This window comes from Micromonospora lupini, assembly GCF_026342015.1.
Lineage (GTDB): Bacteria > Actinomycetota > Actinomycetes > Mycobacteriales > Micromonosporaceae > Micromonospora > Micromonospora lupini_B.
This window is the reverse complement of the sequence record NZ_JAPENL010000001.1, coordinates 2254755-2278633: the sequence shown is the minus strand read 5'-3', so window position 1 is coordinate 2278633 and position 23879 is coordinate 2254755. Positions and strand designations below refer to the sequence as shown.

The following is a 23879-nucleotide window of genomic DNA, read 5'->3' as shown; positions in this document are numbered from 1 at the left end:
AGGTCCGCCCGACGACCCGGAGGTGAGCGGTGTCCAACCCGATGTCCGGCGGTGGCATGGCCGGGTGGAGCATGCTCCGGTCGATGCGCAACCGCGACGAGGTCTCCACCCATCGACTCACGCGCGGCGTGGCCCGCCGCATCGTGGCCTTCGCCCAGCCCTACCGGCGCGACATCATCGTCTTCCTGGCCACAGTGGTGCTGGCAGCCATCATCGGCGTGGCGACGCCTGTGCTCGCCGGTGACGTCATCAACGCGATCAACCGGGGCGGCAGCGAGGCGGGCCGGCTCGTGGTCCGGCTGGCCCTGTTCATCGCCGGGCTGGCGGTCGCCGACGCGCTGCTGTCCCTGGCCCAGCGGTGGTATTCGGCACGCATCGGCGAGGGCATCATCCTCAACCTGCGCACCCGGGTCTACGACCACGTGCAGCGGATGCCGTTGCAGTTCTTCACCCGCACCCAGACCGGCGCCCTGGTCAGCCGGCTCAACAACGACGTGCTCGGCGCCCAGCGGGCGTTCACCTCCACCCTGTCCGGTGTGGTCAGCAACGTCATCCAGCTGGTCCTCACCGCCGCGGTGATGTTCACCCTCTCCTGGCAGATCACCGCGCTCTCGCTGGTGCTGCTGCCGATCTTCATCATCCCGGCGCGACGGGTCGGGCGGCGGCTCGCCGACATCACCCGCGAGGCGTACAACCTCGACGCGAAGATGAGCGCGACCATGACCGAGCGGTTCGGGGTGGCCGGCGCGCTGCTGGTGAAGCTGTTCGGCCAGCCCGAGATCGAGGCCCGCCGGTTCGCCGACCGGGCCGAGCGGGTGCGTGACATCGGCATCCAGTCCGCCATGTACTCCCGGACGTTCTTCGTGGCGATGCTGCTCGTCGCCTCGCTGGCGCAGGCGCTCACCTACGGCCTCGGCGGTTGGCTCGCCGTCACCGGCGGCGTCAGCGCGGGCACCGTGGTGACCCTCGCGCTGCTGCTCACCCGGCTGTACGGGCCGCTCACCGCGCTCTCCAACGTCCGGGTGGACGTGATGAGCGCGCTCGTCTCCTTCGACCGCGTCTTCGAGGTGCTCGACCTCGAACCCGGCATCGTGGAGAAGCCCGGCGCGGTGCCGGTGCCCCGCGGCACGGGCCGGGTCGACTTCCGCGACGTGCGCTTCCGCTACCCGAGCGCCGCCGAGATCTCCCTCGCGTCGCTGGAGGAGGTCGCCACGCTCGACCGGACCGTCAACGAGCCGGTGCTCAAGGGCGTCTCGTTCAGCGTCGAGCCGGGGCAGATGGTCGCCCTCGTCGGCCCGTCCGGCGCCGGCAAGTCGACGCTGTCCATGCTCATCTCCCGGATCTACGACGTCACCGACGGGCAGGTGCTTGTCGGCGGGGTCGACGTGCGCGACGCGACCCTCGCCTCCCTGCGCGACGAGATCGGCGTCGTCACCCAGGATTCACACCTGTTCCACGAGACGATCGCCGAGAACCTGCGCTACGCCAAGCCCGACGCCACCGACGACGAGATCTGGGCCGCGCTGGCCGGGGCGCAGGTGGCCGATCTGGTCCGGGCGCTGCCCGACGGGCTGGACACCACTGTGGGCGAGCGCGGCTACCGGTTCTCCGGCGGCGAGAAGCAGCGCATCGCCATCGCCCGACTGCTGCTCAAGGCCCCGTCGATAGTGATCCTCGACGAGGCGACCGCACACCTGGACTCGGAGAGCGAGGCAGCGGTGCAGCGGGCGCTGTCGGTGGCGCTGGCCGGTCGTACCGCCCTGGTGATCGCGCACCGGCTCTCCACAGTTCGCGACGCCGACCAGATCCTCGTGCTCGACGGCGGGCGGGTGGTCGAGCGGGGCCGCCACGACGAGCTGGTCGCGGTCGGCGGGCTCTACGCCGAGCTGTACCGCACGCAGTTCGCTGTCGTGGACTCGCCGAAGCCGTACGTGGACGCGACAGGCCCCGAGCCGGTGGTCATGCCCCTGGGCACGTACGTCGCCGACGAGGCCATGCCTCCGGCCGCCGCCAACTGATCAACAGTCCGCCAGCTCGGTCGCGGCCCGCAGCTCGGCGAACGCGGCGCCCAGCGTGACAGGCGTGAAGTGCGCGTTCAGGCCGCTCGGGTTGGGCAGCACCCACAGCCGCGCCCCGGCCAACGACTCCGGCTGCGGCCCGAAGGTGGCCTTCGGCCGCTGAAAACCGATCCGGTACGCGGTCACCCCCACCACCGCCACCAAGCGCGGCCGGTACCGGGTCACCTTGTCGGTCAGGATCGCCGCGCCGTCGAGGAGTTCCGCGGCGGTCAGCTCGTCCGCGCGGGCGCTGGCCCGGGCGGCCATGTTGGTGATGCCGAGGCCCAGGGCGGGCAGCTCGCCCTGTTCGCTCGGGTGCAGCAGCCGAGGGGTGAACCCGCCGGAGTGCAGCGCCGGCCAGAACCGGTTGCCGGGTCGGGCGAAGTGCCAGCCCGTGGCGGCCGACCAGAGGCCCGGGTTGATGCCGACGAACACCACCGCCAGCCCCGGCGCGAGCACGTCGGGGATGGTCCGGTCGGCGGCGGCCGCCAGGTCCGCTCGCGTCGGCCGGAACGTCCCGGCGTCCCGCGTGCTGATCGACTCGGGTTCCTGGGAGTCGGGGTGTCCTGATCGCGTCGACAGCTCGACTTCCGTGCAGCCGAGTCGGGCAACGGCCGGGTGACGGGGCTGGACCGGGTCGGCTGTCACAGCCCGCGCAGCGCGCCGCCGTCGACCGGCACGGTGAGCCCGGTCAGGTAGCTGGCGGCGGGGGAGAGCACGAACGCGGCGACCCGACCGAACTCGGCCGGGTCGGCGATGCGCCGCAGCGGAATGTTCGCCTCCGCCTCGGCGCGGGCCCGGTCGGGGTCACCGGTGGCGGCGAACAGCTCCCGGTTGCGGTCGGTCATGATCCGGCCGGGCAGCAGGCCCACCACACGTACGCCGCGCGGGCCGTATTCGTCGGAGATGTCCTTGGCGACGCCGACCAGGCCGGGCCGCAGGCCGTTGGAGATGCCGAGGCCGGGCACCGGGCCACGGGCCGAGGTGGAGAGCACCAGTCCGATCGCGCCCCCGTCGGGCAGGGCGGCGGCGACCGTGCGCGCCGCGCGGACGGTGCCCAGGAAGACTGTCTCGAAGGAGTGCCGCCACTGCTCGTCGGTGATCGACGCGGCGTTGCCGGGGGGTGGGCCGCCGACCGAGATGAGCGCGCCGTCGATCCGGCCGAAGTGCTTCCGGGCCGCCGCGACGAGCCGATCCGGGGTCTGCGGGTCGCTCAGGTCGGCGGTGACGCCGACCGCCCGGTCCGGGCCGCCCAGCCCTTCGGCGGCGGCGGCGACCGCGTCGGCGTCACGGGCCGAGAGCACCACCCGCGCGCCGTCGGCCACCAGGCACTGCGCCGTCGCGTAACCGAGGCCGCGCGAGGCGCCGGTGAGCACGTACACCCGATCGGTCAGTCCGAGATCCATGCCGCCGATCCTGCCGCATCGGGCTCGGGCCCGTGGCAAAGCCCCCCGGCGGGCCCCGGACTCCGCCTCGGCTCGACAGCCCTCAGGAAACAGGGCCTACCGCCCGCCAACCTGGGCGGGTGGACGCGCGGCGGGGCGCACCAGGCGTACCCGACCGGCGATCTGCACCGCGACGGCGCCGCCGGCGCGGGCCACGGCCGGCAGCCGGCGCGGGCGCGGCGCGCGACGCCCGTCGTAGCGCAGGCCCGCGTCCCGGACGGTCAGCTCCTCGGCGCCGCCCGGCGGCAGCGCGTCGCGCTCCCGCAGCGCCCGGGCCAGGTCCCAGCCGTCACGCAGCGATCCGGCGGTGGGGCGCTCGGCGGCCCAGTCGGCAAAGGTCGACGGCCAGGCCGTGCCGAGGCCGGCGGCGAGCAGCGGCCAGTGCCGGGCCACCTCACCGGCCCGCTTGCGGAGCAGCGCCGCCCGGGCGGCGGCAAGCGGCCCGGCCGCGAACCCGGCGGGTGACGGGCCTCCGGCGACAAGCGCCGCGACCAGCTCGGCCTGCCGCTCGGCGAGCGTGCCCGTCATGTCACGGCCGGGAAGCCCCCGGCGGCAGCGAGGGCGTCCAGTTCGGCGCGCAGCTCGGCGGCCGGGGGATAGCCGCCGTCGCGCTCGAGCAGCAACGCCGGTGGCCGCTGCCGGGCGCAGAGCGCGCCGACCAGCTCGAGCACCTCCGGCGGTACGGGATCGGTGTGCGTGTCGTGGTAGAACCCGCCGTGCTCGGCCCCGCCGGCGACGTGCACGTAGCCGATCCGGTCCAGCGGCAGCCGGTCGAGCAGCGCGAGCGGGTCGGCGCCCCGGTTGCGGGCGTTGGCGTGCACGTTGGCGATGTCCAGCAGCAGCAGCGCGCCGGTGCGGTCGAGAATCTCGGTGAGGAAGTCCGCCTCGTCCAACTCGTCGTCGGGCCAGTCGAACAGGGCGGCGATCGGCTCCAGCGCGATCGGCACGGGCAGTTCGGCCTGTGCCCGGGCCACGTTGGCGCAGACCGCGTCGACCGCCTCGCGGCTGCGCGGCAGCGGCAGCAGGTGCCCGGCCTCCAGCCCGCCGGCCCGAACGAAGGCGATGTGCTCGCTGACCAGCGGAGCGTCGACCCGCTGCGCCACCGCGGCCAGGTGGGCGACGCGGCTCGGGTCGACCGGCTCGGCGCCGCCGAGGGAGAGCCGCACCCCGTGCGGTACGACTGTCACGTCGCGTTCCCGTAGCTGCGCCAGCCCCGGCGGGAGTGGCCCGGTCGGCGGCACCGACTCGGCCACCACCTCGACGAAGCGCAACCCGGGCAGCTCGGCCACGAAACCGGCGATCTCGGGACGCCAGCCGATGCCGACGCCGGACGGGCCGGTCATCCGCCGCACCCACCACCGCCGCCGCACCCGCCGCCACCACCGCAGGAGCTGCCACCGCTACAGGAGCTGCCACCGCCACACGAGCTGCCGCTGCTCGACGTTCCGCTGCCGGAGCCCGAGGACCAGCCACCGCCGGCGATGGCCTGACGCTGGATCTCGGCCTGCTCGGCGAAGCCCGGGTCGATCGCCCAGAGCGACGCGGTGCCGAACAGGGCCACGCCCATCGCCGCGCCGGCCGCGCCGTAGGTGGCGTACGCGGGGGACGAGCCGGGGGTCAGGTGGGTGTGCTGCTTGCGCAGGTCGCGCAGCGCGGCGCGACCGGCCCGGGTGGTCCGCGGAATGCGCCAAAGCAGCAGCGTCGCCACCAGCACCCCGACCAGGGTGAGCAGCAGGTAACCCACGGGCCGCCCGTTGGCCAGGCCGGCGAACAGCCGCACCACGCCGAGCACCAACAGCCCGGTGAGCAGCAGCGCCCACCGTCCCGCGGTGGCCCGTCGCGTCGGGCTCACGAGCAGCCCACGCTCTTCGAGACCGATGCGGAGCTGGTGGAGCGCGGTGACCACCCGCTCGTTCTGGCTCAGGTCCCGGACACGGGAGTGCTGGTGGGCGGCCCAGTGGATGGCGCCCTCCAGCGGGGTGAGCCCCGTCGGCACGGGCCCGACGGTGGTCAGCCGGCGGTCCGGCCGTACGCCGATCGCGCCGCTGCCGCGCAACCCGCCGAGCGCGGCGTGTACGGCGAGGCCGGCACCACCGTTGAGGTACGCGACCTGTTGCGGGCCGAGCGGGTCGACTGTGGCGTGCCCGCCTGCGGTGGCGGGACGGACCCGGTGCAGCACCGCGAACGCGACCACCACGGCGGCCGCGACGAGGTAGAACCGGAGGAAGGTAGGGCCCGGGACACCCCAGGTGTCGCCCGACGCGGCGTGGACGATCATCGGCTGCTCCTGTCGCCGGAGGGATCGGCGGCCCCATTGTGGAGCACCACCGCCACGGGCCCCGCGCCGGTGTGCGGCGGCGGAGGTCAGCGGCGGCGGACCGCCTCCTCGACCAGGTCGAGGACCGGACCCAGGTCGCCTGCCGGCCGGCCCATCGCCAGGTGCAGCACCAGGCCGTCGTAGGCCAGCTCCAGGAACTGGGCCAGCACGTCGATTGGTACGTCCTCCCGCAGCACCCCGGCGTCGCGTTGGCGGGCCAGGCGGTCGCGGGTCGCCTCGGCGATCGCGGCGGACCGTTCGGCCCAGCGCCTGGCGAACGCCGGATCGGTGCGTAGCCGGCGTGAGACCTCCAGTTGACTGCCCAGCCAGCCGGTGGTGTCGGGAGACATCGCGCGGGCCAGCAGATCGCGCATGACCTGCACCAGACCGTTGCGGGCCACCGTCTCGACCATGACTGCGGCGTCGTCCTCGGCGACGGCGAGGAAGAGCGAGTCCTTGTCCCGGAAGTGGTGGAAGATGGCGCCCCGGGACAGCCCGGTGGCCTCCTCGAGGCGGCGAACGGTGGCTCCCTCGTAGCCGAGCCGCGCGAAACACGCCCGCGCGGCGGCGAGGATCTCCTGCCGGCGCGCGTCGAGCTGGTCCTGGCTTACTCTGGGCACACGGCGATCGTCGCAGGTCACCCCGGGCCACGCAAACCGTACGTACGGCTTGGTATGTCGCCGTCTACCATCGGCCGGTGACCCCGCCGTACCCCGTGCCGTCGACTCCGCTGACCGTGGCCACCGTCCAGGCCACACCGACGCCAGGTGACGTGGCCGGCAACGCGCTCGCCGCCGCCGAGCTGGCCCGTCGGGCCGCCGGGCAGGGCGCCCGGGTAGTCGTCCTGCCCGAGCTGTACCTCTGCGCGTACCACCCGCCGACCCTCGCTGCCGACCCGGTCGGCACCGACGTCGTGGCCGACCCGGCCGGGGTGGTCGCCGACGGTCGGCTCGACCCGCTGCGCGCCGCCGCGCGGACGGCCGGGATCACCGTGGTGGTCGGCGCGGCGGCACGGCACCCGGACGGCCGGCGCACCATCGCCGCCCTGGTGGTCGACCACGCGGGCACGGTCCGCGTCGGGTACGACAAGCAGCAGCTCTGGGGCGACGAACGCGAGCTGTTCAGCGCCGGCGGTCGGGGCGCCACGCTGCTCGTCGACGACTGGCGGCTCGGGTTGGGCATCTGCTACGACGGCTGCTTCCCCGAGCACGGCCGCGCCGCAGCGCTCGACGGCGCGCACGCCTACCTGTGCCCCAGCGGCTACCTGGCCGGCTCCGAGCACCGCCGGGACCTGTACTACGCCGCGCGGGCCCTGGACAACACGATGTTCGTGGTCTTCGCCAACGCGGTCGGCGGCAGTGACCCGTGGCGGTTCAACGGCGGCGCGGCGATCTACGACCCGCAGGGACGTACGCTCGCCCGGGGTGCCGACGAGGGCACGGCGGTGCTTGTGGCGACGCTCGATCCGGCCGTGCTCGCGGACACCCGGGCGGCCCATTCGATGCTCGCCGATCTGCTGCCGAGCCAGGGGGGCCCACGGGTCTCGCTGACCGGTTGAGCCCACCGTGAGGTCGACACCCCTGGGATCTGTTGGCGGACACGTCGGTCCCGTAGGGTGCCCGAGTGCCACTGCTCCTGCTGGACCTGGACAACACCCTGCTGGATCGGGCCGGGCCGTTCCGCCGCTGGGGTGAGCGCTTCCTGGACAGCATCGGCGCGCCCCCCACCGACATCGACTGGCTGCTTTCGATCGACGCGGACGGGTTGACCGACCGCTGGGACCTGGCCGACGCGATCCGGGACCGCTACGAGCTGCGCATCCCCTCGATCGACCTGGTGGAGGAGTTGCACGACGGGGTGGTGGCACAGACCCGTCTCGATCCGCTGACCGCCTGCGCGCTGCGGATCGCCGACGACGCGGGCTGGGTGCCGGTGGTGGTCTGCAACGGCACCGTACGCGTGGAGGACGCCAAGATCCGCCGTACCGGCCTGGACCGGTACGTCGCGGACTGGGTGATCTCCGAGGAGGCCGGGGTCAGCAAGCCCAACCCGCGGATCTTCGCGCTCGCCGCGCAGCGGGTCCGGATGCCGCTGCGGGGCGCCTGGGTGGTGGGCGACAGCCCGGAGGCGGACATCGGTGGCGCCGCCGCGGTCGGGCTGCCGAGCGTCTGGCTGCACCGGGGGCGGACCTGGTCGGACGTCCGGTTCGCGCCGAGCCGCACGGTGGACGGGTTGATCGCCGCGGTCGCCACGGTGCTGGCGAGCTGACGCGGTTCGCCGCCGGACGCGCTGTCAAGCGGTCGAGGCGGCCGTAATTCGATTGACCGGCCGTCGGGGCGGCGACAGGATGAGCGCGCATCGTGCACCCGGGCGTACGCCCGGTCGAGGAGAGGGGGTCGGTCATGGCCGTCTTCGCAGGTCGCTTCCAGCTGCCTATCTCAGCCTCGACCAAGGGAACCTCACCACAGTGCGCGATCATGACCTGCCGGCGCTTGAGCGCCGCAGCCGCGGCAAGAGCCGCTTCGACGACGACGAACCGCAGTTTCTGAAGCGCGGGCGGCCCACTGAGCCGCCCGCCGACCCCGACAGCGAACCCGACCCGGCGACCGGCGAGCGCTGGTCGTCCTGGGACGACGCTGTCCACGGCCCTGCGCCGCACCCGCAGTGGCTGGTCACCGAGCTGGCCGCGAAGGACACCGAGCTGGGTGTGCTGAAGACCGGCAAGGAGGCGGACGTCCACCTGGTCCGCCGTGCGGTACCGGACACGGACCGGTCCTGCCTGCTGGCGGTCAAGCGATACCGGGACGCCGAGCACCGGCTGTTCCACCGCGACGCCGGCTATCTGGAGGGCCGCCGGGTGCGACGGTCCCGCGAGAACCGGGCGATGGCCGGCCGGACGGCCTTCGGCCGGGAGATGATCGCCGGGCAGTGGGCGGCGGCCGAGTTCGCCGCGCTGGCCCGGCTCTGGGAGATCGGCGCCGGGCACGACCGGATCGCCGTGCCGTACCCGGTGCAGTTGCGGGGCACCGAGCTGATGTTGGAGTTCGTCGGCGACGCCGAGTCGGGGCAGGCGGCGCCCCGCCTGGCCCAGCTGCGGCCCGGCCCGGCCGAGCTGCGCGACCTGTGGGACCAACTGGTGGAGGCGCTGCGCGTGCTGGCCCGGGCCGGCTACGCGCACGGCGACCTGTCGCCGTACAACCTGCTCGTGCACGCCGGGCGGCTGGTCGTGATCGACCTGCCGCAGGTGGTCGACGTGGTGGCGAACCCGCAGGGGCCCGAGTTCCTGGCCCGCGACGTGCGGGTGGTCAGCGCCTGGTTCGTGGCCCGGGGGCTGACCGCCGAGCCTGTCGACCCCGGCGCGCTGACCGGGGAGCTGCTGCGGGAGGCGGGCCTGCGCTGACCGGAGCGGGTCGGGCGGTACGGGCCGGTCGGGCGGCCCCAGCGGCTGCCCGACCCGCCCGCAGGGGTCATTGCAGGTAGCGCTCCACCTCGGGCTTGGGGCGTTCGCCCTGGGAGTCCGGGTCGCCGTGGCTGGTCCGGGCGGCCCGGCGGCGGCGCAGCAGGTCCCAGCACTGGTCGAGGGACTCCTCCAGGGCGCGCAGCCGCTCGCTGGCCTCGCCCTCGGTGCCCGACTCGTGGGCCTGGGCATCGGAGCGCAGCTTGTGTTCCTCGTCGACCAGCTCGGAGATCCGGTTCAGGATGGTCTTGTCGTCCATGCCACAGAGCCTGGCACAGGGTGCCCGGCATCGCCCGGATTCGGGGGTACCGGTGGGTCCTGGCTCACTCCCGTGGGCCCGGCCCGCTGCCGTACCGCCCGGACCCGGCGGCGGGCGGCCCGGCCTCCGGGAGTCGGCGGGCCGTCCGCGCGGCCCGCGCGAGCCCGGGCGTACGGGCGCGACCTGCGCGGGTGCCTCGACCCGACCATCCACTCAGGACGAAAGTTGGCCCGTGACATCGATGCCGGTCAGAATCGAGCGGGGAATCTCACCTGTCGCAGCTATGGAGGTGCCTCGGATTTGGTGAGATGCTTCCGTCGCCCAGAAGGTGAAATTTTCACAGTCCCGTCCGGCCACAGTGGACAGCTCGGCTGCCGGCGGAACGACGAGGAGACGTTGCATGACCCAGGTGTCCGATGCCGGCCCCGCCCCCGTCAGCACCGAACCCCGGATGATCCCCCTGCGACGCGCCCTGCCCGCGTTGGTCCGCGACCCGCTCGGCGCGCTCGTCGGCTTCGCGGACGACGCCGGTGGCGAGGTCGTCCGGCTCAACCTCGGCTCGTTCCGCCCCTACCTCGTCAGCCACCCTGAGCACCTGCAACGCGTGCTGAGGGACAACGTTGCCAACTACACCCGCGACGGAGACGGCCTGTTGTGGCGGCCGGTACGCCGCATCGTCGGCGACGCCATCCTCGTCGCCGAGGGCGAGATCTGGGAGTCCAGCCGGGGCGCGCTGCAACCGCTGTTCACCGCGAAGCGGGCCGAGACGCTCGTCGACCGGATGGCCGAGGCGATCAACGAGGCCGTCGACGAGTGGCTGGAGCCGGCCCGCGAGGGCCGCCCCATCGACGGCGGGGCCGAGCTGACCCGGATCGTGCTCCGCACCACCATGCGGGTGCTCTTCGCCGACCGGATCTCGGTGCCGGACGCGCTGCGGATCAGCGCCGCACTGGACACCCTCACGACCGCGATGCTTCCGCGCCTGCTGGTGCCCTTCGTGCCGTACGCGGTGCCGATGCCCCGCGACCGCGCCTTCACCGAGGCGGTGCGGACCATCGACGAGGTGGTGCTGCCGATCATCAGGCAGGCCCGGGCCAACCCCAGCGACGGGGACGACATCATCTCCACCCTCTGCCGGCCGCGCGCCGACGGCAGCGAACCCGACGAGTACGCGATCCGCGGCGACGTCGTGGCCATGTTCTCCACCGCCACCGAGACCACAATCGCCCTGCTCTCCTGGCTCTGGCCGGTGCTGTCCAACCGACCCGACGTGGCCGAGCGGATGACCGACGAGATCGAGCGGGTGGTCGGCGCCGACCGGGTCGGCCGTGAGCACCTGCCCCAGCTGCGCTACGGCCGGATGGTGCTCGACGAGATGCTGCGGCTCTACCCGGCCGGCTGGATGATCCCGCGGACCGCTGTCGGCGACGACGTACTGGGCGGAGTGCGAATCAAGGCCGGTGGCACCGTGCTGGTCAGCCCGTACGTCACCCAGCGGATGTCGACGTTCTGGGACGACCCGACGCTGTTCGACCCGGAGCGCTTCGCGCCGGAGCGGCCCCGGCGGCGTTACCGCTACTCCTACTTCCCGTTCGGCGGCGGCCCGCACCAGTGCCTCGGGCAGTACCTCTTCCTGCTGGAGGCGCAGCTCATCGTCAGCACCGTGCTGAGCCGCTTCCGGTTCCGACTGCGCGAACCCGTCGGCCTGACACCCCGGCTCGGCGCCTCGCTGCAACCCAAGCAGCGGGCCGAGCTGATCGTCACCCCCGTCGAGCGCCCGGTCGCCTCATGACGGGCACGCCGTGGCCGGTGCAGGCCGGCACCGACGCGGTCGCCGAGCAGGGCCGGGTGTGCGCGCTCGCCGTGCGTGGCGTCCGCGACCTGCAGGCCGTCACCGCCGCCCACCCGGAGCTGTTCGACGCCGCGCCGTTCGACCCGGCGCTGCTCAGCTCGGTGGCCACCGTGGTCGCCTTCATCGCGCCCTGGCACACCGCCGCCGAACTGCGGATCACCACCCGTACCGTGCTCTGGGTCTTCGCCGCCGACTGGCAGGTCGACTACCTGGCCCGGTCCGCCGACGACGTCCGGGCGATCGTGACCGACTGCCTGGCGGTGGCCGACGGCGCCGCGCCCCCGCCGGGCCGGCACCTCGCGCGGCTGCTGGCCGACCTGCGCGACGAGCTGGCCACCGTGCCGGCGTTCGCCCGGCTGCGCCCGATCTGGCGCGACGAGTTGGCCCGGATGCTCGCCGCTGCGGCCCGGGAGTGGGACTGGAAGAACCTGCCGACCGACCCGACCACCGGGCGGCGTCTGCCGGACCTGGACCGCTACCTGGAGAACGCCGACAACTCCGGCAGCTCCTTCGTCAACGTCACCCACTGGATCGCCACCGGCGACGACCGGACGCTCGCCCAGCTGACCGACCTGTTGGACGCCGGCCGGGGTGTGCAGCGCGTGCTGCGGCTGGTCAACGACCTCGCCACCCAGGACCGGGACGCCGAGTGGGGCGACCTGAACGCGTTGCAGCTCGTCGACGATCCGGCGCGGGTGCACGCCCGGCTGGCCGAGCTGACCGCCAGGTCCCGGGGGGACCTGGCAGCGCTCGCCGAGCGCTGCCCCCGTCAGGCGGAGTACCTGCACCGGCAGATCTCCTTCACGGGTGGCTTCTACGAGGTGTCGGACTTCTGGGGAGAACGCGGTGAGTGAGGGCTCCTCCCGCGTACTGGCCGAGCCGGCCGCCGACGCCGCCGCGCGCGAGCTGATCGCGGGTGTCGCGCTGCGGCCGTGGGGGCAGGTCGCCGCCTCGGTGTACGAGAGCGCCCGGCTGGTCGCCGACGCGTCCTGGCTGCCGGGGCACCACGAGCGCATCGGGTTCCTGCTGCGTCAGCAGCGCCCGGACGGCGCGTGGGGCCCACCCGAGGGGTACGCCCTGGTGCCGACGCTCAGCGCCACCGACGCGCTGCTCGCCGTGCTGGCCGACGGCCTGTGGTCCGGTGCGGACCTGCTCGCCCCGGTGGCGCGCGGGTTGGACGCGCTCGGCGGCCGGCTGCTCGCCACGCCCGCGCGGGCACTGCCGGACACCCCGGCGCTGGACCTCATCGTCCCGGCGCTCGTCGAGTCGCTCAACGACCGGCTGACCCGGCTGGACCGTGCGGTCGCCGACCGGCTGCCCCACCCGCCGCTGACCCTGCCACCGGGGCTCGGCCCCGACCGGTTGCGGGCGGTACGGGCCGCGGTGGCCGCCGGGGCGGCGCTGCCGACCAAGGTGGCCCACTTCTACGAGGTGCTGGGCGCGACCCCTGCCGACGCCGGGCCGACCCTCACCGCAGTCGGCGCGTCGCCCGCCGCAACCGCCGCCTGGTTGACAGCCGTCGGCCCGGACGCCGGCCCCACCGCGGACGCCTTCCTGCGGGAGCTGATCCGCGACGGCGACGGGCCGGTGCCCTGCCCCACCCCGATCACCGTCTTCGAGCGGGCCTGGGTGCTCAGCGGGCTGCGCCGCGCCGGTGTGGCGGTCGACCCGCCGGCCACCGTCCTGCGGACCCTGGCCGCCGCGACAGGCGCCGCCGAGGGCGTCGCCACCGGCGAGGGTCTGCCGACCGACGCCGACACCACCTCGGTCACGCTTGACGCGCTGGCCCGGCTCGGCCGCCCCGCCGATCCGGCGAGCCTGTGGGCGTACGAGACGGCTGACGGTTTCTGCACCTGGCCGGGGAGCGAGGACGGCTTCTCGGTCACCACGAACGCCCACGTGCTGGACGCGTTCGGCCAGCACCTGGCCGCGCGGCCCGACGTGGACGCGCGGTACCGCCGGGTGGTCGATCGGCTCAGCGTCGTCCTGCCGGCCCACCAGCTCCCCGAGGGCCCCTGGCAGGACCGGTGGCACGCCTCGCCGTACTACGCGACGTCCTGCTGCGTGCTGGCCCTGGCGGAGTTCGGTCGCGGCGGCGCGGCGGCCGAGGCGGTGGACCGGGCGGCCCGCTGGGTGCTGGAGAGCCAACGTGCCGACGGCTCGTGGGGGCGCTGGGGCGGGACGGCCGAGGAGACCGCGTACGCCCTGCAGGTGTTGCTGGCCGCGCCGACGGGAGCGCCGCGTGTCGACGACGCGGTGGCCCGAGGCCACGCCTACCTGCACCAACCGTCCGACCGGCCGCACCCTCCACTGTGGTACGGCAAGGAGTTGTACTGTCCTACCGCGATCGTTCACGCGACGGTGCTGGCCGCCTGCCGGCTGGCCTCCGTCCACCTGGCGGACGCCGACCGTTCGATGGTGGATTGTGGTTACCAGGCAACAAAAACAACAACTTGAGGGGTTGTGTGGACACTGCTAGCGTACGCAGAGCCTCAGCCCCGATGCCCGCTGTGGCGGGACGTCGTCTTCCATGATCACCCGTTGATGAGCTGAGTCAACGCCCGGCCTGGGACGGTTCAATGCGTTCTCGCGGTACGAGTATCCGCACCAAGGTTGTCGCCCTGCTGCTCTCCCTGGTCGCCCTCTGGATGTTCGCGGCATGGGTGACCCTGCGCGACGGCTTCAACCTGCTCGGCGTCCAGGCGATCAACAGCAAGGTCTACACGCCCACCGACCCGCTGCTCCAGGAGCTCCAGCTCGAACGACGGCTGACCCAGGCGTATCTGAGCAACCCCGACGCCGAGCAGCGCGCGGCGCTGGAGACCGAACAGCGCAAGGCCGCGCAGTTGGCCGGCGACTTCGCCAGCTCGGTCCGCAACTGGCAGGTCGACGTGGCCGGCAGCGCGGCGCTCAACGCCCAGTTGGACCTCACGATCGCGCAGATCGACGGGCTGCAGCAGACCCGCACCGACGTGCTCGCCCGCAAGGTCGACCGGATCTCCGCCGCCGACGCCTACACGGACGCGATCGAATCGATCTTCCGGGTCTACGACGTCACCGGCAGCCTGGACGACAAGGAGATCGCCGCCGACGCGGCGGCCCTGATCCAGCTCAACCGGATGAAGGAGCTGATCTCGCAGGAGGACGCGCTGCTCAGCGGCCTCTTCGGTAACGGCCGGATGAGTGGGCCGGAGTACGCCCGCTACGTAAGCCTGGTCTCCGCCGAGCGGTTCCTCGGCGAGGAGGCCCGGGCCCGGCTCGCCGACACCGACCAGCGCCGCTACCAGCAGCTCGTCGAGGGTGAGGCGTTCACCCGGCTGCGCGCCGTGCAGGACAGCATCATCCACGACGGCCGGCCGACCACCCAGTTGCCGGTGAGCGCCGAGCAGTGGCGCGGCACCGTCGAGCCGGCGCTCGCCGAGGTGAACGACGCGGTCGCCGACGGCGGCGAGGGCATCGTCGGTCGGGCCACCGGCGTGGCGGTGATGGTCGTCGTCCGGCTGGTGCTCGCCACCGGTCTCGGTCTGCTCGCCGTCATCGCCTCGGTCGTCGTCTCGATCACCACGGCCCGGACCCTCCTGCGCCAGCTGGAACGGCTGCGGCAGGCCGCCTGGCAGCTCGCCGACGAGCGGCTGCCGCGGGTGGTCGAGCGGCTCGGCCGCGGCGAGGAGGTCGACGTCGCCACCGAGGCGCCCCCGCTGGAGTTCGGCGTCGACGAGATCGGCCAGGTCGGCAAGGCGTTCAACGCCGTCCAGGAGACCGCCCTGCGCACGGCCGTGGAGCAGGCCGAGCTGCGCCGCAACGTCCGCGAGGTCTTCCTCAGCCTGGCCCGGCGTACGCAGGCGCTCGTGCACCGCCAGCTCACCCTGCTCGACGCGATGGAGCGGCGGGAACACGACGCGGAGGAGCTGGAGGACCTGTTCCGGGTCGACCACCTGGCCACCCGGATGCGGCGTAACGCGGAGAACCTGATCGTGCTCTCCGGCTCCACCCCTGGTCGGGCCTGGCGACGCAACGTCCCGATGGTGGACGTGGTGCGCGGCGCGGTCGCCGAGGTGGAGGACTACACACGGGTAAACGTGCTGCCGCTCGGGCCCGTCTCGCTCGCCGGCCGGGCGGTCGGCGACATCATCCACCTGCTCGCCGAGCTGATCGAGAACGGCCTGTCGTTCTCGCCGCCGCACACAAGCGTGGAGGTCCGCGGTCAGCTCGTGGCCAACGGGTTCGCGATCGAGATCGAGGACCGGGGCCTCGGCATGAGCGAGGAGGACCTGGCCGCGGCGAACCACCGCATCGTCGACCAGTCCGAGCTGAACCTCGCCAACGCCGCCCGGCTCGGCCTCTACGTGGTGAGCCGGCTGACCGAGCGGCACGGCGTGCGGGTCCGGCTGAAGGAGTCGGCGTACGGCGGCACCACAGCCGTCGTGCTCATCCCGCAGGACCTGGTCACCGCCAACGGGACCAACCCGGAGGACTCCGGCGCGCTGCCGGCCGGGCCGACGGCAATCGCGCTGCCCGCAGGCCCGACGACCACCGGCCCCACCGACGGCGGCCGAACCGCCAGCCTCTCCTCGGTCGCGGTGGCAGCCGCGGCGACGGAGACCAACGGTCCCGGCGCGGCGCAGCCGGTGACCCCCCTCGCCCCGGTGCTGGCCGAGAGCAGCACCCCTACCGAGCAGCAGGTGGACGGAACCGACACCGACGTCGTACTCCCCACCCGGCGGCGGACGACCCTCGGCGCCACGGCGGCGGAGCTGCCCACCCGGGCCCGCCGTGGCCTGGGCCAGCCGGCCCTGGAGGGCCCGACGGTGCCCACCGGTCTGCCCGCGGTGGACCGTGCCGCACCGAGCGGCGGCGGCAGCGAGCCGGGCGCCGACGGCGGGCCGGTTCCGGCGCTGGCCGAGACGGACCGGACCGGCTCCGGCCTGCCGGTCCGCGTTCGCCAGGCGAACATCGTTCCCGAGCTGCGCGACGACCCGGCGACGACGGAGTCCGACGAGGAGGACGTGGTGCGGCCGCCGGAGCAGGTACGCCGGATGATGAGCTCGTATCAGACCGGCACCCGGCGCGGTCGGACCGACGCGGCGCGACTGCTCGGTGGCGCGTCCGACGCCTCGTCCAGCGCGACGCCCGAGCCGACCGACGAGGAATCGCAAGCCACCTGACCGAGCGCCGGTGCTGCGGGTTTCCGCGCGGTGTGACGGTCAAGCCCACGACGAATACGGCGCAACTGCCGGGCGAGAAGAGGACGACGAAGTGGCCCAGAAGACGGCTTCGAGTGCCGACCTGACGTGGTTGCTGGATGATCTGGTAGGTCGGGTGAAGCAGGCCGAGCATGCGGTCGCGCTCTCCACCGACGGGCTGTTGATGGCTTCCTCGCAGGGGTTGAGCCGCGACGACGGCGAGCACCTCGCGGCGATGGCGGCCGGCATCCAGAGCCTGGCCCGGGGCGCCGGCAAGCGCTTCGGCGGCGGGCAGGTGCAGCAGACCATCATCGAGATGCAGTCGTCGTTCCTGTTCGTCACGGCCGCCGGCCGCAACGCCTGCCTGGCGGTCCTCGCCAGCGAGGACGCCGACGTCGGTCTCATCGCGTACGAGATGGCGATGCTCGTCACCCGGGTCGGGAAGTACGTGGCGTCCCCGTCGCGGGGCACCGAACAGTCGGCTGGCGAGAGGTAGCGGCCATGACGGTGCAGGGGGAGTCCGCAGAGCATCAGTGGGTGGATGACCACGCGGGCCCGGTGGTGCGCCCGTACGCGGTGACTCGCGGGCGCGCCCGCCCGGTCACCGGCACGTTCGACCTGATCTCCCTGGTCACCGCGACCCGAGCCGACGTGACGCCGGAGGTCGGTATCGGTCCCGAGCACCTGGCGATCGTCGGACTGTGCCAGCGAATACAGTCCGTCGCCGAGATCGCCGCCCACCTCGACCTGCCGGTGGGGACCATCCGGGTGCTCCTCGGCGACCTGGCGGCCCGCAACCTCGTGCAGGTACGCGAACCGCAGACCACGGCCGGTCTTCCCGACAACAGCATCTTCGAGGCGGTAATCAATGGACTACGGGCACTCTGACCGGCCGGCGGGAGCGACGCCACTGCCCACCGCGATCAAGATACTGGTCGCCGGCGGCTTCGGCGTGGGCAAGACCACGATGGTCGGAGCGGTGAGCGAGACCCGGCCGTTGCGCACCGAGGAGGTGCTGACCGAGACCGGCGTCGGTATCGACGACCTGTCCGGGGTGGAGGGTAAGACCACCACCACCGTGGCGATGGACTTCGGCCGGATCACCATCAGCGACGACCTGGTGCTCTACCTGTTCGGCACACCCGGGCAGGACCGGTTCTGGTTCGTCTGGGACGAGCTGGCGCTGGGCGCGATCGGCGCGGTGGTGCTTGCCGACACGCGCCGGCTTGCCGACTGCTTCCCGTCGATCGACTACTTCGAGGGCCGGGGCACCCCGTTCGTGGTGGCGGTGAACTGCTTCGAGGGCGCCCGCCAGTACCGGCTCGACGAGGTGCAGACCGCGCTGAACCTGGACCCGGGCGTGCCGGTGCTGCTCTGCGACGCGCGTCAGCGCGAGTCCAGCAAGGAGGTGCTCGTGACCCTCATGGAGCACGCCATGAAGACTCGCGAGGCCCGTCGCCGGGCTGCCGGCACGGACTGAGAGAGGTTTTTTCGGGGAGGCTGTCCGGAACGGCTCCGGCCGTTCGTCATGCTGGCGACACCCGGACACACGAGGGAGCGCCAGATGAAGTTCATGATGTTCGTCTGCACCGACACCGCACCGGACACCGACCCGACCGAGCTGCCCGACATCCACAAGTGGGTGGCCGAGAACGACTCCCGTGGCCGCCGCCTCACCGGCAACGTGCTGGCACCGACAAGCGCGGCGACCCTGGTCCGCGTCCGCGACGGGGAACTGCTCGTCTCCGAGGGGCCGTTCGCCGAGACCACGGAGGTCATCGTGGGCTTCGACCTGCTCGACTGCGCCGACCTCGACGAGGCGATCGAGGTGGCGCGCACCCACCCGATGGCGCGGGAGGGGCGACTGGAACTGCGCCCGTACGCGGACCTGTCCGCCTGATCGGATGACAGGCACCGACACCACCACCGGTGCGCCCGAAAGCGTCGGCGTGGCCGCGGCGGCTCAGGCCGTCGCGGCCGTCGGCGTGGACGCGTATCCCCGGATCGTCGCGACCCTGATCCGGCTGACCGGGGACTGGGCGTTGGCCGAGGACTGCGCGCAGGAGGCCCTCGCTGTCGCGCTGGAACGCTGGCCCGACGACGGCGTGCCGGCGAACCCGGGCGGCTGGCTGCTGACAGTGGCCCGTAACCGCGCGATCGACGTGCTGCGTCGGGCCGCCGTCGAGCGCCGCAAGCTGCACGAGCTGGCGGTGCTCGCGCCGGACGACGCGTGGCCCGAGACCCCGACGGGGGAGGCCGTGGTGGACGACCGGCTGCGGCTCATCTTCACCTGCTGCCATCCCGCGCTCGCGATCGAGGCCCGGGTGGCGTTGACGCTGCGGACCGTCTGCGGGGTGCCGACCGCCGACATCGCCCGGCTCCTGCTTGTCAGCGAGTCGACGATGACCCGCCGGCTGACCCGCGCCCGGACCCGCATCGCGCAGGCGGGCATCCCGTACCGGGTGCCGAGCGGGCCGGCGCTTGCCGAACGGCTGCCCGGCGTGCTCGCCGTGCTGTACCTGCTGTTCACCAGGGGCTACGTCGTCGACGGGGAGCCGGCCTTCGCGGACGAGGCGGTCCGGCTGGCCCGCCTGCTCGACCGGCTGATGCCCGAGCAGTCCGAGATCGCCGCGCTGCTGGCGCTGCTGCTGTTCCAGCACTCCCGCCGCGACGCCCGCCGGGACGCCGCGGGCAACCTGCTCACCCTGGATCGGCAGGACCGCGCGCGGTGGGACCGCGCGGCCATCGCCGAGGGCCAGGCCGCCCTTGCCCGGGTACGCGATGACGGGCCGTACGCGTGGCAGGCCCGGATCGCCGCCTGCCACGCCATCGCGCCGTCCGCCGACGACACCGACTGGCCGGCTATCGCGCGGGCCTACGACGCGCTTGTCGACATCCGGCCCTCGCCGGTGATCGCGCTCAACCGCGCCGTCGCGCACGGCTACGCGTACGGGCCGTCCGCCGGGTTGGGTCTGCTCGACGCGGCGCAGGCCGGGGGAGGGTTGGACGGCAACCCGCTCGCCGTTGCGGTGCGGGCCGATCTGGTCGCCCGGCAGGGTGACCGGCCGCGGGCCGCCGCGCTCTTCCGGGAGGCCGCCGAGATGGCTGGCTCGGCCGGCGAGCGCCGTGCGCTGCTCGACCGGGCGGCGGATCTCGCGGGGTAGGCCGGACCTCGGGGTCAGCCCCGCTTGGCGAGCACCAGGAATCGGGTCCAGGCCGCCGGGGCGAAGGTGAGCGCCGGACCGGCCGGGTCACCATCGCGAATGCGCTCCCACCGTCGGTCCAGGGTTGCAACGTCGACCGCCTTGTCCGCGAAGCTGCGCTTGCGGGTCGCGTGCCGAACGTCGTACCCGAGGCGCGCTGGCGCTCCCGGTGCGGCCCGCCGGTCGGGCGCACCGCCGATGGTCCTTCCTGGACGTGCGACGCCTGCGGGCGGGACTGGCCCTGCCCGACGGTGCGGGCGACCCCGACGGACGCCGCCCGCCGCGCGACCCTGATCCCCGAGTTCTCCCGGATCACCCGCCGGGCGATCCGCGACCTGCGCGGCCGGCCGGGCGGGCCCGACCCGGTCGCCATCGTTCGCCGTTTCCTCTGGTTCCTGCCCCTCAGCGACGAAGGGTCCCGCGCGGTCGCGCTGCGGCTGCGCTGAGCGCTCACACCACCAGGATCGGCACGTCGTACTTCTGGATGCGGTCGTCCCGGGTGACCAGGGTCAGCCCTTCGTGCAGGGCCTGCGCGACAAGCATCCGGTCGAAGGGATCCCGGTGGATCAGCGGCAGCCGACCAGCCGCGATGGTGTGACCGTGGCGGACCGGAAGTTCCCGCAGCTCGGCGTCGCGGAGTCGTTCGGCGAGGTCGGCCGGGCCGGCCAACTTGCCCAACGACTGTTTGATCGCGACCTCCCACAGCGTGACCGGGCTCAGGTACACGTCGGATTCGGTGTCGATGCGGTCCTTGATGTCCGAGGCGAGGATCGGGTCGTCGGTCAGCCACCAGAGCACCACGTGCGTGTCGAGCAAGAGCCTCATCCGGACAGCCCGAAGTTGCGAGCAACCTCGTCGTTGACCTCGTCGGAATCCCAGTCACCGGTGAGATCAAGCGCACCGCGCAGAGACCCGCGACCGGTGCGTGTGGTACGACGCAGAGGAATGACCTTGGCGACCGGGTTACCAGCCCGGCTGATCACGATCTCCTCGCCGTGCTCGACCCGTTCGATGATGCGTGACAGGTTCGTCTTCGCATCGTGGATGTTGAACTGCGCCGCAGCTTCACCGGCCACCGTGGCACCTCCTTAGCTAAGAGGTTAGCCCGTGGCGGGGCCCGGCACGAGGAACGACCCGGGAACGACGCAGGCTCCCTCCCGCCGAGGGCGGGAAGGAGCCTGGCGACGTCGGTACGTCAGTTGGCGATCATGCGGCGCAGCACGTACTGCAGGATGCCGCCGTGCCGGTAGTAGTCCGCCTCGCCCGGAGTGTCGATCCGCACGACTGCCTCGAACTCCACGCCCGTGTCGGTCGTGACAGTCACCGTGCGCGGGGTGTCACCGTCGTTGAGGGCTGTCACCCCGGTGATGGTGAACATCTCGGTGCCGGTCAGCCCGAGCGACTCGGCGGTGACGTCCACCGGGAACTGCAGCGGCAGCACGCCCATGCCGATCAGGTTCGAGCGGTGGATCCGCTCGTACGACTCGGCGATGACCGCCCGGACGCCCAGCAGCATGGTGCCCTTGGCCGCCCAGTCCCGCGACGAGCCCGACCCGTACTCCTTGCCGGCCAGGATGACAAGCGGGATGCCGGCCTCCTGGTAGGCCATCGAGGCGTCGTAGATCGAGGTCTGCTCGCCGGTGAGGTGGTTGACCGTGAAACCACCCTCCACCCCGGGCACCAGCTGGTTGCGCAGCCGGATGTTGGCGAAGGTGCCCCGGATCATCACCTCGTGGTTGCCCCGGCGGGAGCCGTACGAGTTGAACTCGTGGCGCGGCACGCCGTGCTCGGCGAGGTACGCGCCGGCCGGCGAGTCGGCCTTGATCGAGCCGGCCGGCGAGATGTGGTCCGTGGTCACCGAGTCACCCAGCTTGGCCAGCACCCGGGCGCCGGAGATGTCGACGACCGGGCTCGGCTCCGGCTGCATGCCCTCGAAGTACGGGGGCTTGCGCACGTAGGTCGAGTCGTCGGCCCAGGCGAAGGTGTCACCGGTCGGGGTGGGCAGCGACTGCCACCGCTCGTCGCCGGCGAAGACGTCGGCGTACGCGGCGCTGAACCCGGTCGCGCCGATCGCCTGGGCGATGACGTCCTGGATCTCGGCGCTGTTCGGCCAGATCTCGCGCAGGAAGACCGGGTTGCCGTCGCTGTCCTCACCGATCGGCTCGTTCGCCAGGTCGATGTCCATCGTGCCGGCGAGCGCGTACGCGACCACGAGCGGCGGGGACGCCAGGTAGTTCATCTTGACGTCCGGGTTGATCCGGCCCTCGAAGTTCCGGTTGCCGGAGAGCACCGAGACGACCGACAGGTCGTGCTCGTTGACCGCCGCCGACACCTCCTCGGGCAGCGGGCCCGAGTTGCCGATGCAGGTGGTGCAGCCGTACCCGACGAGGTTGAAGCCCAGCTTGTCGAGGTAGGGCGTGAGGCCGGCCCGCTCGTAGTAGTCCATGACGACCTTGGAACCCGGCGCCAGGGTGGTCTTCACCCACGGCTTGCGGGTCAGGCCCTTCTCCACGGCGTTGCGGGCCAGCAGAGCCGCGCCGATCATCACCTGCGGGTTGGACGTGTTGGTGCAGGAGGTGATCGCCGCGATGACCACCGCGCCGTGGTCCAGCTCGTACTCGACGCCGTCGGCGGCGGTGACCCGGACCGGGTTGCTGGCCCGGCCGCCCGCGCCGACCGCCGCGGTCTCCAGGTCGCGCGGCTCGTCGGCCGGGTCACTGAACTGGTTGGCGGGCGGGTCGCTGGCCGGGAACGACTCGGCGCTGGCCTCGTCGGCCGGCCCGTTCGCGCCCACCGGCAACTGCTCGCGCGCCACACCCGGCTTGAGGTCACGCTCACCGACGGAGTCGTCGGCGACGTAGTCGGTGAGCGCCGAGCGGAACAGCGTCTTGGCGGCGCCCAGCGGCACCCGGTCCTGCGGACGCTTCGGGCCGGCGAGCGACGGCTCGATGGTGCCGAGGTCAAGCTCCAGGCGCTCGGAGTACTCCGGCTCGTGGTTCGGGTCGTGCCAGAGGCCCTGCTCCTTGGCGTACGCCTCGACGAGCGCGACCTGCGCGGCGTCGCGGCCGGTCAGCTCCAGGTAGCGGATCGTCTCGGCGTCGATCGGGAAGATCGCGACTGTGGAGCCGTACTCCGGGGACATGTTGCCGATGGTGGCCCGGTTGGCCAGCGGTACGGCGCTCACGCCAGGGCCGTAGAACTCGACGAACTTGCCGACCACACCGTGCTTGCGCAGCATCTCGGTGATGGTCAGCACCAGGTCGGTGGCGGTGGTGCCGGCCGGCATCTCGCCGGAGAGCTTGAAGCCCACCACGCGCGGGATCAGCATGCTGACGGGCTGGCCGAGCATCGCGGCCTCGGCCTCGATGCCGCCGACGCCCCAACCCAGCACGCCCAGGCCGTTGACCATCGTGGTGTGCGAGTCGGTGCCGACCACCGTGTCCGGGTACGCCTGGCCGCCACGCTCCATGATGGTGCGGGCCAGGTACTCGATGTTGACCTGGTGCACGATGCCGGTGCCCGGGGGGACGACCTTGAACTCGTTGAACGCGGTCTGGCCCCAGCGCAGGAACTGGTAGCGCTCCCTGTTGCGCTCGTACTCCAGCTCGACGTTGCGGGCGAACGCGTCCTCGCGGCCGAACAGGTCGGCGATCACCGAGTGGTCGATGACCAGCTCGGCGGGGGCGAGGGGGTTGACCTTGGTGGCGTCGCCACCCAGCTCACGTACGGCCTCGCGCATGGTGGCCAGGTCGACCACGCAGGGCACGCCTGTGAAGTCCTGCATGAGCACCCGCGCCGGGGTGAACTGGATCTCCACGCTCGGGTCGGCGGTCGGGTCCCACCCGCCGAGCTGCTCGATGTGGTCGGCGGTGATGTTCGCGCCGTCCTCGGTCCGCAGCAGGTTCTCCAGGAGGATCTTCAGGCTGTACGGCAGCCGCTCGTGGCCGTCCACCTTCTCGATCTTGAAAATCTCGTAGCTCGCGTCTCCGACGCGTAGCTGGGTCTTCGCACCGAAGGTGTCGAGGCTCGCCACGTCGTACTCCTTCACACCAGCGACCGTGAGTAGTCCTGAGCAGTGTGTCGCACCGGCCGGGGTGCCGCCGAGG

The 23879-nt window shown here is 72.9% G+C and carries 25 protein-coding genes; 14 read left to right on the top strand and 11 right to left on the bottom strand.

Annotated elements, in window-relative coordinates:
- Positions 1-41: 41 nt before the first annotated feature.
- Entirely contained in the window at positions 42-2018 is a 1977-nt protein-coding gene (locus tag OOJ91_RS09915; RefSeq protein WP_266245343.1) for an ABC transporter ATP-binding protein, read from the top strand.
- On the opposite strand, the gene mug is transcribed toward OOJ91_RS09915, so the two are convergent.
- From mug to OOJ91_RS09885, 6 genes are all read right to left on the bottom strand, one after another.
- The gene (mug, locus tag OOJ91_RS09910) at positions 2019-2594 is read right to left on the bottom strand and encodes a G/U mismatch-specific DNA glycosylase (RefSeq protein ID WP_266245342.1); all 576 of its coding nucleotides are present in this window, start codon (positions 2592-2594) and stop codon (positions 2019-2021) included.
- A 107-nt stretch (positions 2595-2701) separates the two neighbouring features.
- Positions 2702-3463 (bottom strand): SDR family oxidoreductase, encoded by a 762-nt coding sequence (locus OOJ91_RS09905; protein WP_266244329.1) that lies wholly within the window; start codon positions 3461-3463, stop codon positions 2702-2704.
- A gap of 96 nt (positions 3464-3559) precedes the next feature.
- The gene (locus tag OOJ91_RS09900) at positions 3560-4030 is read right to left on the bottom strand and encodes a hypothetical protein (RefSeq protein ID WP_266244328.1); all 471 of its coding nucleotides are present in this window, start codon (positions 4028-4030) and stop codon (positions 3560-3562) included.
- Positions 4027-4845 (bottom strand): DUF692 domain-containing protein, encoded by an 819-nt coding sequence (locus tag OOJ91_RS09895; protein WP_266244327.1) that lies wholly within the window; start codon positions 4843-4845, stop codon positions 4027-4029. Before OOJ91_RS09895 ends, OOJ91_RS09900 begins: the two co-directional genes overlap by 4 nt.
- On the bottom strand, positions 4842-5780 hold the full coding sequence (locus OOJ91_RS09890) for a TIGR04222 domain-containing membrane protein (RefSeq protein WP_266244326.1): 939 nt from the start codon (positions 5778-5780) through the stop codon (positions 4842-4844). The genes OOJ91_RS09895 and OOJ91_RS09890 overlap by 4 nt, the downstream gene beginning before the upstream one ends.
- Before the next feature lie 86 nt (positions 5781-5866).
- Entirely contained in the window at positions 5867-6439 is a 573-nt protein-coding gene (locus OOJ91_RS09885; RefSeq protein ID WP_039906560.1) for a TetR/AcrR family transcriptional regulator, read from the bottom strand.
- A 77-nt stretch (positions 6440-6516) separates the two neighbouring features.
- On the opposite strand from OOJ91_RS09885, the gene OOJ91_RS09880 reads away from it, so the two are divergent.
- From OOJ91_RS09880 to OOJ91_RS09870, 3 genes are all read left to right on the top strand, one after another.
- A complete protein-coding gene (locus OOJ91_RS09880) occupies positions 6517-7377 on the top strand; it encodes a carbon-nitrogen hydrolase family protein (protein WP_266244325.1) in 861 nt (286 codons plus the stop codon).
- Positions 7378-7442: 65 nt separating this feature from the next.
- Complete coding sequence (locus OOJ91_RS09875; RefSeq protein ID WP_007462648.1) at positions 7443-8087, top strand: HAD family hydrolase; 645 nt, start codon at positions 7443-7445, stop codon at positions 8085-8087.
- Between the two features lie 199 nt (positions 8088-8286).
- Positions 8287-9219, top strand: coding sequence for a serine protein kinase RIO (locus OOJ91_RS09870; protein WP_266244324.1), 933 nt, complete (start codon positions 8287-8289; stop codon positions 9217-9219).
- Between the two features lie 67 nt (positions 9220-9286).
- Here OOJ91_RS09870 and OOJ91_RS09865 read toward each other — a convergent pair whose 3' ends face one another.
- Positions 9287-9535: a DUF2630 family protein gene (locus tag OOJ91_RS09865; protein WP_266244323.1), complete on the bottom strand. Its 249-nt coding sequence runs from the start codon at positions 9533-9535 to the stop codon at positions 9287-9289.
- Between the two features lie 454 nt (positions 9536-9989).
- Between OOJ91_RS09865 and OOJ91_RS09860 the strand changes: the two genes are divergently transcribed.
- From OOJ91_RS09860 to OOJ91_RS09820, 9 genes are all read left to right on the top strand, one after another.
- Entirely contained in the window at positions 9990-11327 is a 1338-nt protein-coding gene (locus OOJ91_RS09860; RefSeq protein WP_266245341.1) for a cytochrome P450, read from the top strand.
- Positions 11324-12241: a terpene synthase family protein gene (locus OOJ91_RS09855; protein WP_266244322.1), complete on the top strand. Its 918-nt coding sequence runs from the start codon at positions 11324-11326 to the stop codon at positions 12239-12241. Before OOJ91_RS09860 ends, OOJ91_RS09855 begins: the two co-directional genes overlap by 4 nt.
- Positions 12234-13844 carry a prenyltransferase/squalene oxidase repeat-containing protein gene (locus tag OOJ91_RS09850; protein ID WP_266244321.1) on the top strand — a complete coding sequence of 537 codons (1611 nt, stop codon included), beginning with the start codon at positions 12234-12236 and terminating at the stop codon, positions 13842-13844. The genes OOJ91_RS09855 and OOJ91_RS09850 overlap by 8 nt, the downstream gene beginning before the upstream one ends.
- Positions 13845-13966: 122 nt before the next feature.
- Positions 13967-16552, top strand: a complete 2586-nt coding sequence (locus tag OOJ91_RS09845) for a sensor histidine kinase (RefSeq protein ID WP_266244320.1) — start codon at positions 13967-13969, stop codon at positions 16550-16552.
- 91 nt (positions 16553-16643) lie between these two features.
- Entirely contained in the window at positions 16644-17066 is a 423-nt protein-coding gene (locus tag OOJ91_RS09840) for a roadblock/LC7 domain-containing protein (protein ID WP_007462632.1), read from the top strand.
- 5 nt (positions 17067-17071) lie between these two features.
- Complete coding sequence (locus OOJ91_RS09835; RefSeq protein ID WP_266244319.1) at positions 17072-17458, top strand: DUF742 domain-containing protein; 387 nt, start codon at positions 17072-17074, stop codon at positions 17456-17458.
- Positions 17439-18050 (top strand): GTP-binding protein, encoded by a 612-nt coding sequence (locus OOJ91_RS09830; protein WP_266244318.1) that lies wholly within the window; start codon positions 17439-17441, stop codon positions 18048-18050. The genes OOJ91_RS09835 and OOJ91_RS09830 overlap by 20 nt, the downstream gene beginning before the upstream one ends.
- 84 nt (positions 18051-18134) lie before the next feature.
- Positions 18135-18470, top strand: a complete 336-nt coding sequence (locus OOJ91_RS09825; RefSeq protein WP_266244317.1) for a YciI family protein — start codon at positions 18135-18137, stop codon at positions 18468-18470.
- A gap of 4 nt (positions 18471-18474) precedes the next feature.
- Complete coding sequence (locus OOJ91_RS09820) at positions 18475-19734, top strand: RNA polymerase sigma factor (RefSeq protein WP_266244316.1); 1260 nt, start codon at positions 18475-18477, stop codon at positions 19732-19734.
- Positions 19735-19748: 14 nt separating this feature from the next.
- On the opposite strand, the gene OOJ91_RS09815 is transcribed toward OOJ91_RS09820, so the two are convergent.
- Positions 19749-19973 (bottom strand): DUF397 domain-containing protein, encoded by a 225-nt coding sequence (locus OOJ91_RS09815; RefSeq protein ID WP_266245340.1) that lies wholly within the window; start codon positions 19971-19973, stop codon positions 19749-19751.
- Here OOJ91_RS09815 and OOJ91_RS09810 point away from each other — a divergent pair.
- Positions 19905-20219: a hypothetical protein gene (locus tag OOJ91_RS09810; RefSeq protein WP_266244315.1), complete on the top strand. Its 315-nt coding sequence runs from the start codon at positions 19905-19907 to the stop codon at positions 20217-20219. The two genes, OOJ91_RS09815 and OOJ91_RS09810, sit on opposite strands and share 69 nt — an antisense overlap.
- A 4-nt stretch (positions 20220-20223) precedes the next feature.
- Here OOJ91_RS09810 and OOJ91_RS09805 read toward each other — a convergent pair whose 3' ends face one another.
- From OOJ91_RS09805 to OOJ91_RS09795, 3 genes are all read right to left on the bottom strand, one after another.
- The gene (locus tag OOJ91_RS09805; protein ID WP_266244314.1) at positions 20224-20598 is read right to left on the bottom strand and encodes a type II toxin-antitoxin system VapC family toxin; all 375 of its coding nucleotides are present in this window, start codon (positions 20596-20598) and stop codon (positions 20224-20226) included.
- Positions 20595-20849: a type II toxin-antitoxin system Phd/YefM family antitoxin gene (locus tag OOJ91_RS09800; protein ID WP_266244313.1), complete on the bottom strand. Its 255-nt coding sequence runs from the start codon at positions 20847-20849 to the stop codon at positions 20595-20597. Before OOJ91_RS09800 ends, OOJ91_RS09805 begins: the two co-directional genes overlap by 4 nt.
- A 119-nt stretch (positions 20850-20968) precedes the next feature.
- Complete coding sequence (locus tag OOJ91_RS09795) at positions 20969-23821, bottom strand: aconitate hydratase (protein ID WP_266244312.1); 2853 nt, start codon at positions 23819-23821, stop codon at positions 20969-20971.
- Positions 23822-23879: the final 58 nt, after the last annotated feature.